This window comes from Shewanella sp. VB17, assembly GCF_013248905.1.
Classification (GTDB): Bacteria; Pseudomonadota; Gammaproteobacteria; order Enterobacterales; family Shewanellaceae; genus Shewanella.
In genome coordinates this window covers 4698410-4713110 of record NZ_JABRVS010000001.1, presented here as the reverse complement: position 1 = coordinate 4713110, position 14701 = coordinate 4698410, and the positions used below count along the sequence as shown (strand labels likewise).

Annotated in this window: 16 protein-coding genes; 6 read left to right on the top strand and 10 right to left on the bottom strand. The window is 40.6% G+C overall.

Features of this window, described 5'->3' with window-relative positions; translation table 11 throughout:
- Positions 1–270: 270 nt before the first annotated feature.
- Both mnmD and HQQ94_RS20310 read left to right on the top strand, forming a co-directional pair.
- Entirely contained in the window at positions 271–957 is a 687-nt protein-coding gene (gene mnmD, locus HQQ94_RS20315) for a tRNA (5-methylaminomethyl-2-thiouridine)(34)-methyltransferase MnmD (RefSeq protein ID WP_173296127.1), read from the top strand.
- Positions 958–975: 18 nt separating this feature from the next.
- Positions 976–2511: a VCBS repeat-containing protein gene (locus HQQ94_RS20310; RefSeq protein WP_173296126.1), complete on the top strand. Its 1536-nt coding sequence runs from the start codon at positions 976–978 to the stop codon at positions 2509–2511.
- Positions 2512–2573: 62 nt separating this feature from the next.
- Here HQQ94_RS20310 and HQQ94_RS20305 read toward each other — a convergent pair whose 3' ends face one another.
- Positions 2574–3839, bottom strand: a complete 1266-nt coding sequence (locus HQQ94_RS20305; protein ID WP_173296125.1) for a HAMP domain-containing sensor histidine kinase — start codon at positions 3837–3839, stop codon at positions 2574–2576.
- Positions 3836–4519 carry a response regulator transcription factor gene (locus tag HQQ94_RS20300; protein WP_173296124.1) on the bottom strand — a complete coding sequence of 228 codons (684 nt, stop codon included), beginning with the start codon at positions 4517–4519 and terminating at the stop codon, positions 3836–3838. Before HQQ94_RS20300 ends, HQQ94_RS20305 begins: the two co-directional genes overlap by 4 nt.
- Before the next feature lie 180 nt (positions 4520–4699).
- On the opposite strand from HQQ94_RS20300, the gene HQQ94_RS20295 reads away from it, so the two are divergent.
- From HQQ94_RS20295 to HQQ94_RS20280, 4 genes are all read left to right on the top strand, one after another.
- Positions 4700–5719, top strand: a complete 1020-nt coding sequence (locus HQQ94_RS20295; protein ID WP_173296123.1) for a glycosyltransferase family 2 protein — start codon at positions 4700–4702, stop codon at positions 5717–5719.
- Complete coding sequence (locus HQQ94_RS20290) at positions 5716–7110, top strand: glycosyltransferase family 39 protein (protein WP_173296740.1); 1395 nt, start codon at positions 5716–5718, stop codon at positions 7108–7110. The genes HQQ94_RS20295 and HQQ94_RS20290 overlap by 4 nt, the downstream gene beginning before the upstream one ends.
- A 35-nt stretch (positions 7111–7145) precedes the next feature.
- Positions 7146–7529: a GtrA family protein gene (locus tag HQQ94_RS20285; RefSeq protein WP_254304114.1), complete on the top strand. Its 384-nt coding sequence runs from the start codon at positions 7146–7148 to the stop codon at positions 7527–7529.
- Positions 7530–7664: 135 nt separating this feature from the next.
- Positions 7665–8339, top strand: a complete 675-nt coding sequence (locus HQQ94_RS20280; protein ID WP_173296121.1) for an OmpA family protein — start codon at positions 7665–7667, stop codon at positions 8337–8339.
- 54 nt (positions 8340–8393) lie between these two features.
- Here HQQ94_RS20280 and mgtE read toward each other — a convergent pair whose 3' ends face one another.
- The 8 genes from mgtE to lptA all read right to left on the bottom strand — a co-directional run bounded on the left by mgtE (position 8394) and on the right by lptA (position 14677).
- Positions 8394–9758, bottom strand: a complete 1365-nt coding sequence (gene mgtE / locus HQQ94_RS20275) for a magnesium transporter (RefSeq protein WP_173296120.1) — start codon at positions 9756–9758, stop codon at positions 8394–8396.
- Between the two features lie 51 nt (positions 9759–9809).
- On the bottom strand, positions 9810–10085 hold the full coding sequence (locus tag HQQ94_RS20270; RefSeq protein WP_173296119.1) for an HPr family phosphocarrier protein: 276 nt from the start codon (positions 10083–10085) through the stop codon (positions 9810–9812).
- Entirely contained in the window at positions 10078–10920 is an 843-nt protein-coding gene (gene rapZ, locus HQQ94_RS20265; protein ID WP_173296118.1) for an RNase adapter RapZ, read from the bottom strand. The genes HQQ94_RS20270 and rapZ overlap by 8 nt, the downstream gene beginning before the upstream one ends.
- Positions 10917–11360 carry a PTS IIA-like nitrogen regulatory protein PtsN gene (gene ptsN, locus HQQ94_RS20260; RefSeq protein ID WP_173296117.1) on the bottom strand — a complete coding sequence of 148 codons (444 nt, stop codon included), beginning with the start codon at positions 11358–11360 and terminating at the stop codon, positions 10917–10919. Before ptsN ends, rapZ begins: the two co-directional genes overlap by 4 nt.
- A gap of 2 nt (positions 11361–11362) precedes the next feature.
- The gene (hpf, locus tag HQQ94_RS20255; protein ID WP_173296116.1) at positions 11363–11650 is read right to left on the bottom strand and encodes a ribosome hibernation promoting factor; all 288 of its coding nucleotides are present in this window, start codon (positions 11648–11650) and stop codon (positions 11363–11365) included.
- Between the two features lie 115 nt (positions 11651–11765).
- On the bottom strand, positions 11766–13232 hold the full coding sequence (locus tag HQQ94_RS20250) for an RNA polymerase factor sigma-54 (RefSeq protein WP_173296115.1): 1467 nt from the start codon (positions 13230–13232) through the stop codon (positions 11766–11768).
- Positions 13233–13379: 147 nt separating this feature from the next.
- On the bottom strand, positions 13380–14111 hold the full coding sequence (gene lptB / locus HQQ94_RS20245) for an LPS export ABC transporter ATP-binding protein (protein ID WP_173296114.1): 732 nt from the start codon (positions 14109–14111) through the stop codon (positions 13380–13382).
- Complete coding sequence (lptA, locus tag HQQ94_RS20240) at positions 14108–14677, bottom strand: lipopolysaccharide transport periplasmic protein LptA (protein WP_173296113.1); 570 nt, start codon at positions 14675–14677, stop codon at positions 14108–14110. The genes lptB and lptA overlap by 4 nt, the downstream gene beginning before the upstream one ends.
- Between the last annotated feature and the right edge of the window lie 24 nt (positions 14678–14701).

Here is a 14701-nt window from a genome sequence, read left to right as displayed (position 1 = left end):
TATTTTAAAGGCGCGCATTCTCTCACTGAAAAAGGGATAAGAATGTGATCGTGATCACTCTATATGGGTTATAAAGTGAATTATTTTTAACCATGGTACTGCTTGAAAATAATTTGTGGCATATTGATTTTTTTTGTGAATAATATTTTGTTGCATTTAACAATTGGCAGTGAAACTGTCATAAGTAGCCTATATTCTATAGGCACCTTTTCAAGTATGTGGCGATAGTAAGTTTATAGTGACTAAGTATAAAAAGAGGTTGGGTATAGAGTGGAAAATAAGATCCAAGTGTTAATGACAAGTGATGGATCTCATACCTTAATGAGTTCTCTTTTTGATGATAGTTATCACGCGCATAATGGTGCGATGAGTGAATCTAGGTACGTGTATATACAAGCAGGTTTAGAACATTTATCGAAAGATTTTCGACAGGTTAATTTATTAGAACTTGGTTTTGGTACAGGGATGAATGCTATTTTGACCCTAGAAAGTGCACTGGCATCAACGGGGAAAATCGAACGGCCTATACATTACACCTCTGTTGAAGCTTTTCCTTTGTCGAGTGTGATAATTGAGCAATTAAATTATAAACAGCAATTTACTCCTTATTTGGGCAAGTTATTTGATTTACTCCATCAAGCTCCTTGGGATTGTGATGTAGAAATCATTCCCGGTTTTACTTTGCATAAGGTGGATGGCAAGTTAGCTAACTTTATTGGCGAGCAAGAGAGTATTAATCTTGTTTATTACGATGGTTTTGCGCCGAATAAGCAAGCGGAAATTTGGGAGGCAGATAATTTTGAACGACTTTATCCAATGATGATGCAAGGTGGCTTGTTTGTTTCTTATTGTGCAAACGGACAATTTAAACGCAATTTAAAGGCATCGGGTTTTACTGTGAAAGCTTACCCTGGAGTATTAGGGAGAAGGGAGATGACACGTGCTTGGAAAGTGTAAATTTTGCTTGGTGAATAAATGAATCTATCTTATTTATCCTTCTTATATTCGATATTGGTTGGTATGGTCATTTTTTCTTGTGAGCTAGATGCTGCTTCAGGTAAGCGCGATCTTATGCAAGTAGAGCAAGTTATTCAAGCGCCTTTTCAGTTGACACATTCCTTGCTCGCAGCAGATCTACTTTCAACTCAAGGTAAAGAGTTGATCGTTTTTGGTATTGATGAACGCCTGCAAAAATGGTTAGGAGTTTATGCTTTTGATGGCGTAAAAAAACAATATATCTTAGCCCATAAAGTGGCGATCCCTGCTTCATTTTATGGATTTGATCTCAGTGACGAAGTTAAAGATATTAAGGGAGCACAGGCACTGTACTTTTTATCAAATGAGCAAGTTTTTAAGTACACCCCAAGGAATGAAGAAATTCCTTTTAAAGTCATTAGCGATGTTGCTTCGATCATCAAACAGTCTAGGACTGATTATCTTCGCCATATTGATTTTGTGCGTGATTTAAATGGTGATGGTCTAGCCGATATTTTAGTGGGGGATTTTGATCATGCTAGGGTCTTTATGGCCAAAGAGGACGGAGGGTTTAAACAACAAAAATTAATGATAAAAGCTGACGTTAATATGTTTCAAGATAGTATAGGTTATACCAATCCTACTCTTTATATTGCTGATATGACATTAGATGGCCGTAGCGATATTATTAACATTGGCGAAGGTGAGTTAGAGATTTATCGGCAAACTAAGGAGGGTATGTTCGAAGAAATAGCGACCTTTTTTCCCATTAGGCAAGCGATTAGCGGTATCGATTGGTGGTTAAAACGTGATGCGTTTGGTGAATCTTTAGATCAAAGTGAACTGACCTATCGAAAAGTTGAAACGATCAGGGATATTAATCATGATGGACTTACAGATTTAGTATTACGCTACACAAAAAGTACAGGTGTATTAGATAGAGTCAATGATTACGAAATACTGCTCGGTGAGGAAAAAGAAGGGAAACTGGTTTTTCCAAAGAAGGCCAGTAGTGTTATTCACGCAGAGGGGACATTAACAGATTTACAGTTTATTGACATTGATAATGATGGCAAATTAGAGGTGATGGTTGCTGGATTTGATATTGGTGTAGCTCAAATTATTGGGGCTTTGCTATCAGGGAGTATAGATCAAGATGTTTACCTATTTAAGATGAATAACCAAGATCGTTTTACTAAAAAACCGAATATTGTCAAACAAGTTGAATTAAATTTTAGTTTAAGCTCTGGTCACAGTGGTAGCCCTGTTGTTAAATTTGCCGATTTTAACGGTGATGAACGACAAGATATTTTGTTGTCAGAAGGTGACAGGAGCTTGAACATATTCCTAGGAACGGGTGAACAATCATTATTACAAAAACGCAGTGATGAGCTTGACGTTCGTTTACCAAAAGAGGGAGATATGCTCACTATATTTGATCTTAATGAGGATGGTAAAGATGACATATTGATTAAATATGGACGTCAGGATGAGGCACAATTATTGTCCCAATTTAGGATCATTTTGTTTCATTGAGTATGAGCAATTTAATGGTCATCATTTCAAACGTCAACAATCATAGCTGCTAATCTCAAGACTCAAAAACTCAAACTGGCAATGCAACCTATGGGATCTTTTGACGATAGCTTAAATTTCCAGTGGTAGCGTTGGCATAAGGCATCAACAATTAATAAGCCGAGTCCATGACCTTCTTGGTTTTCATTTTGATTGAGGCCATTACCCGTATCAAGGACACTGATATCATGCTTATTAATGACAATGATAATTTCGCCTGAATCACTGGCGTTGATGGCATTGCTGAGTAAGTTGCTAAGTAACATGCGCATGACAGCTATGCTCGGTTGAATACTTGGTTCAGCGTTTAAAATTAATGTAATAGAGATTGATTTGGAATCAGCTAAAGGTTGTATGTACTCAATGATGTGTTCAATTTCTGTTTGCTTAAATATTCGGTTACTGTTCGATTCATTGCCTTGCTCATGCTTGACTAAGCTTAACAATGCTTCGATGGTGTGGTTCATATCAGTGGCAGCTTTAGCTATTCTCTTTCTTTGCCTCGTATTAAAGTCGGCATCGCCTTTCAATTCAAGTAATTTAGTCGCACCCTGAATAATGGTTAATGGGGTTCTGAGTTCATGGCTAGCATATTTAGCAAAGGCTTGTTCTTGACTAATTAACAGTTCGTTTTGAGAGCGATAATAGTTAAGGCTAGAGGCTAATTCTTTAAATTCAGTCACAGAGCCAGTTGGTACTGAAAATGGGTGACTACTATTTTCTGATTTTAGTTGCTTGCTTAATTGATTAACAGGTGTAATTAAGCGTCTGGTGAGCTTGGCAATAGCATAACCAAATAGGATGAAAAGCAGTAACATCACTAAAATAGAGGCGAGGTTAATATTACGCCATTCAGTGTCTGAAAGTTCAGCTTGTTCAGCGTCCATGAGTAAAAGAAGTGGAGTGAGCTGCTGATTATTTAAGTATTCAGTGCGATAGATAAATAAGCCGTGGCTGTCATTATTTTCTATCTCGTCGAGAAAGCCCACCGGATATTGTGTTAAATAAGCATATTCAGCGGGCAAGAAATGTAAATTATTGTAAGCGGTTATATTATTTGCAACGACTAAAGGTGATTTTTTTCCTTTAATAAATTGCGATATGATCGGATCAGCACTTTTTTCTAATACTCTTCTATTTAATTCATCTTCTAACCAAGATAGAACCGATTGGCTAAAGATAAACAGTAGCGCGGCCACGACAATGGCAATGGTGGCAAAATAAAGACTGATTTTTTGCGTTAAGGTATTGACAGAGCGTTTGTCTGACTGGCTTGAAAATTTCATCATTCTGCTGCCTCTAGTTTAAACCCAACCTTAGGGATTGTCATCAGCATTGGGGTATCGAAAGGCTTATCGATCTGATTTCGCAACTGGTACATATGGCTACGTAAAATGTCATTACTTGGTGGCGTATTGCCCCATAGTTCTTCGATAAGTGCTTCGCGTTTCACGATATTAGGTGCTTTGTGCATAAGGTACTGTAATATTTGATAGCATGTAGGTGTGAGTACGAGCTTTTTGCCATTGCGATGCACTTGATGGGTCGCGGTATCGAGTGTTAGTGAGCCAAATTGCAGTACGGCTTGAGCTACTTTGCCTTGATGACGGTTAATTAAAGCAGTTACTCTTGCATTGAGTACATCTAAGTCGAAGGGTTTGGCGAGGTAGTCATCGGCTCCAGAAGAAAAACCAGATAACATATCCTGTTTATCGTTCAGTGCGGTTAACATCACAATAGGGGTTGTACAGCCCATGCGCCTAAGATTTTTGGCCACTGTTAAGCCGTCCATTTTAGGCAGCATGAGATCTAAGATTATGACATCGAAACATCCTTCGAGTGCCAACTTATAGCCGAGCTCACCATTAGATGCAAAATCGACTTCAACTCCCTGCGCCTCAAAAAAATCTGCCAGTATCCCCGCGACATCAGGGCTATCTTCAATAATGAGTAGTTGTGTGAGTGCCATTGCTTTCTCTGTTTATTGTTATCTCGAAACTACGGTCAAATACAAGATTACGCCTGTGGCGAGGTGGCTTGAGTATGGATTTAATTATCAACATTATGATGTCGAAAAAATGTCGATGACAATAAATTCACATCGTGAGCAGTATATTGACCTTAGTTTTTTTACTGAAGGTTTCTTAGTATGACACAGTCAAAGTCAATACATAGTAATGATGGCCAGATTTGTCTTTCAATTCTTATTCCTGTTTACAATGAAGCTGAAGTACTTCAGCCGCTATTTTCTCGCTTAAGCCAAGTGTTAGCAAATATTCCAGAGTCTTCTGAAATTGTATTTATTGATGATGGTAGTAGCGATAATACTTGGGAGTTATTACAGCAGTTACCTGCCTCATACAGTGAGCACCAATGTATTCGTTTGAGCCGGAATTTTGGTAAAGAGGCCGCCATGACTGCTGGTTTAGAGCAGGCAAGAGGGCTTGCCGTTATCTTACTTGATGCCGATCTACAAGATCCACCAGAGTTGATCCCGCAGATGATAGAGGCATGGAGAGCAGGTTTTGATGTGGTCAATATGAAACGCAGAAAACGCTTGGGGGAGTCCTGGTTTAAGCGTCTCTCTGCTGCTGTTTTTTATCGAATCATTAATAGAATGTCGGAATCTCCTGTACCTGAGAATGTGGGAGATTTTAGATTGATCAGTCGACAAGTCGTAGACAGCATTACGGCTTTACCTGAAAGAAACCGCTTCATGAAAGGGATCTTGAGTTGGCCGGGGTTTTCTCAGACCGAAATATTGTTTGATCGTGATCCTCGTTATTTGGGGAGCACTAAATGGAATTACAGCAAGCTTGTTGGGCTTGCTATGGATGGTATAACCTCTTTCAGTATCAAGCCGCTGAGGTTAGCCACTTGGGCTGGAGTGTTGACTGCACTGTCTGCATTTTCCTATGGTGCTTGGGTTTTTTTGAAGACAGTTTTGTGGGGGGAGACTGTTGCTGGTTACCCTTCATTAATGATAGTTCAAGTCGCTTTAGCTGGTGTTCAACTCTTAGCGTTAGGTCTAATTGGCGAGTATTTGGGAAGAGTATTTATGGAGGTAAAACGTAGACCTGTTTACTTAATAAGCGAAGTGGAACAACAACTCAGTTGCCACAAGGATCGTTCACCGCAGAACGTCAGCTATCTGGAATCGATGCGATGATAAGACATGTAAAATCACTATCCTTGACTCATCATTCCTTGATTGTTTTATTGTTTGTTTTATGTGCACGCTTGATATCGCTTGGGCTATATCCCCTGATGGATACGACAGAGGCGAGATACGGTGAAATGGCCAGATTGATGGTGGAGACTGGTAATTGGCTCACTCCCTTGTTTGATTACGGAACACCTTTTTGGGGCAAGCCTCCTTTACATACTTGGATGAGTGCGTTGGGAATTGAGCTATTTGGCCTCTCTGAATTTGCTGTGCGCTCACCTCATTGGTTGGCGGCGATTGCGGTATTATTTTTGCTTGGCTACTTTGCTAAACAAATGAAAATATCGGCTATACAGCTTGCCATTTTACTGGCGACAACCTCAGTTTTTTACGTTAGTGCTGGTGCTGTTATGACCGATATGGCACTGACTTTAGGCATGACCTTAGCTATGGTTGGTTTTTATCTGTGCTGGCAGGGAAGGTATGCTTGGGGTTACTTAGGTTTTGTTGGCTTAGCTATCGGTTTATTGGCCAAGGGGCCGGTTGTTTTGGTCTTAATGGGATTGGCTGTAGGGCCTTGGTTAATATGGCAATATGGATTAGTTAAGCCATGGAAGCAACTGTATCTAAGGGTTCCACTGCTTAGCGGGACTGTGCTTTTGTTACTATTAAGTTTACCTTGGTTTTTTATGGCTGAGCAGGCTACACCGGGTTTTTTACAGTATTTTATCATTGGAGAGCACTGGCTAAGGTTTGTTGATAGTGGCTGGCAGGGTGATCTTTATGGTTCTGCTCATGACGAAGTGAGAGGGACAATCTGGTTATTCTTTATCGTATCGGCCTTGCCATGGTCTTTATTTATTCCAAGGGCATTATGGCGCCTATGGCAAGTAACCCCAGGGTTTGATAAGCAAACTAAGTTCTTTATTTGCTGGATGTTATCACCACTTATTTTGTTTACGTTTGCTGGTAATATATTACCCGCCTACGTGTTACCGGGAATACCGGGCATGGGCTTGCTCTTAGCTTATGGATGGCGTGATGAAAGGATCCCTCAGCTTGAGGTCATTGGCTTATGTGTCAGTGTATTGATGCTCGTGGCTGTTGTTGTACTCAATCTTGGGCCTGTAAAGCAGAAGAGTGATAAATGGTTGCTCGCTCAGCGGATGAATCATATTGCGACGTATTATTGGCGAGAAAATCGCTTCTCATCAAGATTCTATAGTCAGGGAAAAGCTGCTGTATTGAAGACTGAAGACGAGTTGACAAAAGTGTCTGATGCCCCTTTCTATTTAGTGGTGAAAACAGAAAATCTGAATGATTTAAAGATGTTTTCTACATGCGCGATGACCAAGAAAGTTACTGACAAGCGTTTACTTTTATGCGGTACATAGAAGGGATATCAACCAAGGTGAGAAGGTGGCTGACTTTGACGCAATTGAAGTACCTAATGGTAGGTGGAGCGAGTTTTATTGTTGATGTGTTGATATTTATCTTAATGTATCAATATCTTGGGTTTCCTATTGTGGAAGCCAGACTGGTCGCTTTTGGTGCTGCTTTGACGTTAACTTGGTTGGGGAACCGATTATTTACTTTCTCTTATCGGCAGCAACTCCCCAAAAGAAAGCAATTTATCACTGTGCTTATTCTTGCTTGTATCGCTGGCTTGATTAACCTTAGTGTTTTTTATTTACTGAGTGAGTGGAGCCCACCGACGGCATTGACCAGCCCTATTTATCTGGCACTAGGTGTATTATCAGGGTTGGTGATTAACTGGGTTGGCGCAAACTATCTGGTATTTAGGAATGTATAGATTGATTGGTATTACTGGTAATAGGCAGTCGATATGAGATAATGCTAGGCTAGCTATAGCCTAAATGGGTTAGGCTATATGGCTATTTATGTCTTTTGATAACCAGAGTTAATTACTGGTAGGCTTGGAGTATACATGCTTATTTCTAAAAATTATTTTGCTGTGAAGGCTGTGTTAGCGTGTTCACTTATCGCGTTGCCTGGTTGCCAGACAACAAACCCGTACACTAATGAATCGCAAAATGCGAAAGCGATGAACGGTAGTATTATTGGTGCGATCACAGGGGCTGCGATAGGTGTAGCCTCTTCGAGTAAGAGTGACCGAGGTAAAGGGGCATTAATCGGCGCAGCGTCAGGTGCTGCATTAGGTGGGGGTATTGGTTACTACATGGATACTCAAGAAGCCGAATTAAGAAAGAAGCTTCAATCTACAGGTGTCAGCGTGACGCGCAGTGGCGATAATATCGTACTAAACATGCCCAATGAAGTGACATTTGGTGTTGATGAAACGAATCTGAGCGCTGGGGCTAAAAATGTACTAAATAGTGTCGCTCTTGTTGCTAAAGAATACGATGAAACACGCTTAAATGTACTTGGATATACTGATAGCTCAGGTTCTGAGTCTTATAATTTGAGGCTATCTAAAGTACGTGCAGTGGAAGTCGCAGATTATTTAGTTTCTCAAAAGGTTGAATATTCTAGAGTTAAATCAGATGGTGTGGGTGAAGCAAGACCTATAGCCTCTAATGCTAACGAAGAGGGAAGGGCTAAAAATCGTCGAGTTGAAATTGTGCTTAGCCCACTGACGTAAGCGTTATGTTTTTCTGCGTTAAAAAAGCTGTCTGATGATAGCTTTTTTAACTCTTTAATGAAGCAAAAAAAGTGTAGCTAATCCTAGAAAGGCAAATAGACCAATGACATCGGTGACGGTGGTGAGTGCCATGCCACCAGCAAGTGCAGGATCTATATTCATTTTCTTAAGCAGTAAAGGAATACATGCACCTGCAAAGCCTGCTATGGTCATATTGATTAACATGGCACCGCCAATAAGTGCACCTAAGGCTAGATCTTCTTTCCACACCCAAATAGCAATAAAGACAAATACTGACCAGAGAAGGCCATTAAGGAAACCGATAGCAAGTTCTTTACCAATCAACCATCGCGAGTTACTTGGGCCTATTTGTCCTAAGGCAATTCCGCGTATGACGAGTGCTAAAGTTTGGTTGCCAGCCACACCGCCCATACTTGGCACTATGGTCATTAATACTGCAATGGTAGCAAATTGCTCTAAAGTAGCTTCAAATATATTACTCACAGAGGCAGCCAAGAGCGCGGCAAATAGATTAATGGTAAGCCACAGTGAGCGTTGAAATGTACTTTTTAGTACCGGACCGAAAGTGTCCGCATCATCATCCATACCTGCCATGCCCATCATTGAATGTTCAGCATCTTCTCTTATAACATCAACGACATCATCTATGGTTATACGACCTAATAGCTTGTTATTATAATCAATAATTGGGGCTGATATCCAATCATGGCGTTCAAAGAGTTGTGCGACTTCAGTATCTGACATATCAACATGAATTGCTTCGTGTTTGGCATCCATAACGTCTTTTATTGATGAATTTGGATCGCAGGTTAGCAGGGCCGATAGCTTAACTCCGCCTAGTAACCTGTCTTGCTTATCGACCACATATAAGGTGTCTGTGGCGTCAGGAAGTTCTCCCCTGATCCTTAAGTACCGTAAGATCACATCGATATTAACATCGGGCCTAAGTGTGACAGTGTCGGTATTCATGATGCTGCCAGCAGTATCTTCGGGATAAGAAAGTGCTTGCTCTACTCTATCCCTATCTTGGCTACTCATTGAGTGAAGTACTTGATTGAATATACTGTCGGGTAGACTACGTAAAATATAGGCGAGATCGTCTGTGTCCATCCCCTCGGTTGCTTTTGCAAGACGCTCAGGGCTCATCTGTTTGATCAAGTTATCTTTGAGATCTTCACCAAGTTCATCGAGCACTTCACCCGTTTGCTCTGGGTCGATAAGTTGCCATAAAACCTGGCGTGTTTTAGGTGGTGATGATTCCAGAATAAAAGCAATGTCAGAGGTTGCCATGGCATGGAGCATATTTCTGACGTGGACAAACATACCGCTGCTTAGTGCTTTAGTGAGTTGGTTTAGTCGGTGATCCGTGAGCTCATTGTTTAATATTTCAATTGGCATAATAATAGGCCCTAGAGCTGTCTGTTTGGGCAGTAAAAGTACCGCTGCTATTTAGCTGGCTTCATCAAATTTGGCATCAACCAGAGCACATATAGCATCGAGTGCTGCATTGGCATCTCGACCTTCTCCGATTAGGGTGATGGTTTTACCTATGCCTGTTTCTAACATTAATAAGCCCAATACACTTGCTGCGGAGGCTTTTTTATCACCTTGTATTATGGTTACTTGGGCATCAAATTCTGATGCCAGTATGGCAAGTTTAGTCGCCGCACGGGCATGAAGCCCTAATTTGTTGCATATTGTGACTTGACGCTCTAGTTTAGTCATTGCTTAATTCACGGTGGCGGGCTTGGACTGTATGTTTACTATTACTAAAGAGTTTAGCTAGCTGATCAGTGACATAGACAGATCTATGTTGACCGCCGGTACATCCAATGGCAATCGTGAGATAGCTACGGTTGTTGCGTTCTAGGTGTGGCAGCCAGGTTTCCAGCAGGTTTTCAATCTGCCAAATAAACTTATTCACTGTCGGTTGTTGACTTAAGAAAAGCTGCACAGGTTCATCGAGTCCCGTCATTGGTCTGAGATCGGGTTCCCAATGTGGATTCGGTAAAAATCGGACATCAAACATGAAATCCGCTTCTACTGGCATGCCATATTTAAATCCAAAAGATTCAAAGTTGATCACCAACTCTTTATCTACGTAACCTAATAAAATTTCTCTTATTTTATTATTCAGATCATAAATATTGAGATTTGAGGTATCGATATAATGATCAACCAGTTTAGAGACGGGCTCCAATAATACTCGTTCTTGATCTATGGCCTCCTTTAGTGATGTTTTACTTCTCGATAGCGGGTGGAGGCGACGAGTTTCACTGTAACGTTTAAGCAGAATATCATCTCTAGAATTGAGAAAAAAACTTAACAGTTCAGTGCCCTCAGGTAACTTTGAAAGTTGTGTCTTTAATTCAGTCTCGTGTATATTACGAACATCTACGCTAATAGCGACAAGCTCAGTGCTTCCTTTGAGCTGTTCAAGTAACTTGTCCATCAATGTTAGAGGAAGATTGTCGACACAGTAGTAGCCTAGATCCTCCAATACCCTAAGGACAACAGATTTACCCGATCCGGAACGGCCGGATACCATAACCAGTTTCATTGTGTTATCACCTGATAAAGTTCTGATCCATCTTGTGTTTTTCGTAATTGTTTTAAAATTACTTTATCGTTCAGTTTCTGCGCCATAGCAGACAAGGTGCTTAAGTGCTGTTCACATTGATCAGCAGGCACTAGTAGTGCAAATAATATATCTACCGGCTGATTATCAATTGAATCAAAAGGGATTGGCTCCTCGCATTTAATAAATACTGCAACGGGGTGACTAATATTGGTTAACCTTCCATGTGGAATCGCTATACCATTACCTATACCTGTGCTGCCCATTTTCTCTCTCGTTAAAAGACTTTCAAAAATCTCTTGAGAGGAAAGGCTAGGGTACTGGGCAGCAATAAGATCGCTGATGAGTTCCAGTACTTTTTTCTTACTGCCCGGAGTGGCGCAAGTTGTGCACTCCGGCTGCAGGATGGTACTTAATTCCATGGTTAATGTTTTATTTGCTTCTCTTTGTGTTTAATAACCTGACGGTCGAGCTTATCTATCAGGGAGTCGATTGCAGTATACATGTCAGTGTGTTCTGAGGTTGCAAAAACTTCACCACCAGCAAGGTGGAGTTTAGCCTCTGCTTTCTGCTGCATTTTCTGAACATTTAAAATAACGTGCACATTATTGATCTGATCGAAATGTCGTTCAAGCTTTGAAAATTTTTCTTCAATATATTGACGTAATGATTTAGTAATTTCAATGTGATGCCCAGTGACGTTTATTTGCATAGAAATACTCCTCCAGTTTCGATTATGTTAAAATGTGCTCGTTACCTTGAGGTGAATATTGCTATTTATGCATTAAATAATATGCCTAAATGATTAACCTCAATATGTTAATTCTCTATAAACTCTTTCTTTGATTTGATGGCGGGATTAGCATCGCTTCTCGATACTTGGCGATGGTTCGTCTCGCTACCTTGATACCTTGATCAGCTAATAATAGTACCATTTTACTATCACTTAATGGCTTTTGCTGATTTTCTGCTGCAACTAGCTTTTTAATAAAGGCGCGAATCGCGGTTGATGAACATTCGCCACCATCATCAGTCCCCACGTGGCTTGAGAAGAAATATTTTAGCTCAAATATGCCTTTAGGAGTGTGCATATATTTTTGCGTTGTGACACGAGATATAGTCGATTCATGCATTTCGACTTCTTCAGCTATGTCATTTAACACCATAGGTTTCATCGCTTCTTCACCGTATTCAAAGAAGCCTTGTTGGAACTTAACAATACAGTTAGAGACTTTAAGAAGAGTCTCATTTCGACTTTCTATACTTTTGATAAACCACTTGGCTTCTTGTAAGTGTCCACGGATAAATTGACTATCGACTTGACTCTTAGTACTGCGAGCCATGGAAGCATAATGTTGATTAACATTTATTTTTGGCATGTGATCTGGGTTTAGCTCGACGACCCAGCGACCTTTCTTCTTCGTAACAGTGACATCGGGGATAACATACTCATCACGGCTTCGTGTAATGGCAAGCCCAGGGCGCGGTGTTAGTGTTTGGATCAACGCTATTGCTTGTCTTAAATCATCTTCTTTTAATTTTGTTTTTCGCATTAAGAGGCGGAAGTCTCGACCTGCGATGAGATCTAAATATTCCTTAATCAGTAACCTAGCATTGTCTATATGAGGAGTCGTATCAGCATACTGAGCGAGCTGGATAAATAGACATTCACTGAGATCGCGAGCTGCGACGCCAATAGGATCAAAATGTTGCACACGCTTAAGCACGGCTTCAATCTCATCAAGCTCTATGTCAGGATCACCCATCGCTTCTAATATATCGTCAGTACTTTGTGTGAGGTAACCACGTTCATCAATCGCATCGATAATGGCAGTAGCAATAGCCAAGTCATTATCAGAAAAAGGGGTTAAATTTTTTTGCCACTCAAGATGCTCATATAACCCTTCACTGGTTTCGCCTTGAAAAGGAAGGTCATCATTACGCATGGCCCCTGAACTGGAGTTTTGGCTGGCGGTGTAAACCTCATCCCAGGTTGTGTCCATAGGCAGGTCTTCAGGCATAGAATCCTGAGTGAGGGCATCGGACGTGTCAAGCGTGGAGTTATCTTTTTCAGCTTCAGTGTCAGTATCGGCAGTGTTGTTTAAATCTGATTCATTGTCGTTTTTTACATTGGCTTGTTCTTCATCCAACTCAAGTAGCGGATTTGAATCTAATGCTTGCTGGATCTCTTGTTGTAGTTCCAGTGACGACAGCTGCAAGAGACGAATAGCCTGTTGTAGCTGAGGAGTCATGGTTAACTGTTGACCCATTTTTAGCTGGAGTGACGCTTTCATGTACTGCTATTCCCTTCTTGGTACTGATAAAATGAGAAAGCCTGCTGGAGTTATGTGTGGAGTTCATCTCCCTAAATACACTGCATTAGTATCACTCATGATGTTATTTGATACGTATTTATTAGCGTAAATCTCTCCTTTGATTAACTATAGCTTGAATTGCTCACCTAAGTACACTGCTCGAACTTGTTGATTGTCTAAGATTTCAGCAGGCGTTCCTTCGGCAATTAAATTTCCGTGACTGACAATGTATGCATGTTCACAAACGTCTAATGTTTCTCGTACGTTGTGATCTGTAATGAGTACCCCTAAACCGCGACTCTTGAGTTGTAAAATAATTTTTTTTATATCAATAACAGAAATAGGATCGACACCTGCAAAAGGCTCATCAAGTAAAATAAACTTTGGATTGGCTGCTAATGCTCTCGCGATTTCTACTCGTCTTCTTTCACCACCAGAGAGTGTCATGCCTTGGCTATCGCGAATATGGGTAATGTGAAACTCTTCAAGAAGGTGCTCTAATTGCACTTCACGTTCATTACGATTAAGTTCTTTTCGAGTTTGTAATACGGCCATAATATTGTCTCGAACAGACAGTTTTCTAAAAATACTGGCCTCTTGCGGTAGATAACCTATGCCTTTGCGGGCGCGAAGATGGATAGGATCTAAAGTGAGATCATCATCATTAATGAATATCCGGCCTTTATCACTTTGCACCAGTCCTACGACCATATAAAAAGTGGTTGTTTTCCCGGCGCCATTTGGGCCTAATAGCCCGACAATCTGACCTGTTTTAACACGTAAACTCACATCTTGTACTACGGCTCTATTTTTATAACTTTTAGCAAGATTGATTGCTTTTAATGTCAAATCTTTCATTCTTGTTCCTGACTGTTTAATGCCGGGTCAATGGGGTCAATTGGCTGCTCAGGTTTGGTTTGAGGTTTAGATTCTTGTTGGTAATTTTCAGGTCGGATGATGGTGATCACCCGTTCATCGCCTGTGCTTTTCGCGATGAGTTTTTGTTCGGCGAGATTATATAAGATCTGATCGCCTGTGACCTGACTTCCATCTTGCTCGAGCGTAGCATTACCGTTCAAAGTTAGGGTACGCTTAGATAGCTCATAGCGGATTTCTTGTGCATTTGCCGATGCAGGTTTGCCGTCTTCCATTATCTGTGAGTAGGTTGCCGGATTGCCGCTCGCGATTAAAATACGTCCGCTGGTGCCTTCTTCAGTGAAAGCCCGCAGTTTATCAGCATTAATTTTGACAGAGCCTTGTGTGACTTCAACTGGGCCATTAAATATAATTTGATTATTTTTTATATCTGCTTCCTGACTTGCTGCAGATATTTTGACTTCCTGTGTTAAATCATTGACTTTTGCTAAATTAGGAGTGCTGATAAAGCAGAGTAAAGCTGTTATTATACTGATATTTTTTTTCATAAAGCCCTTCAATTTGACGATGTT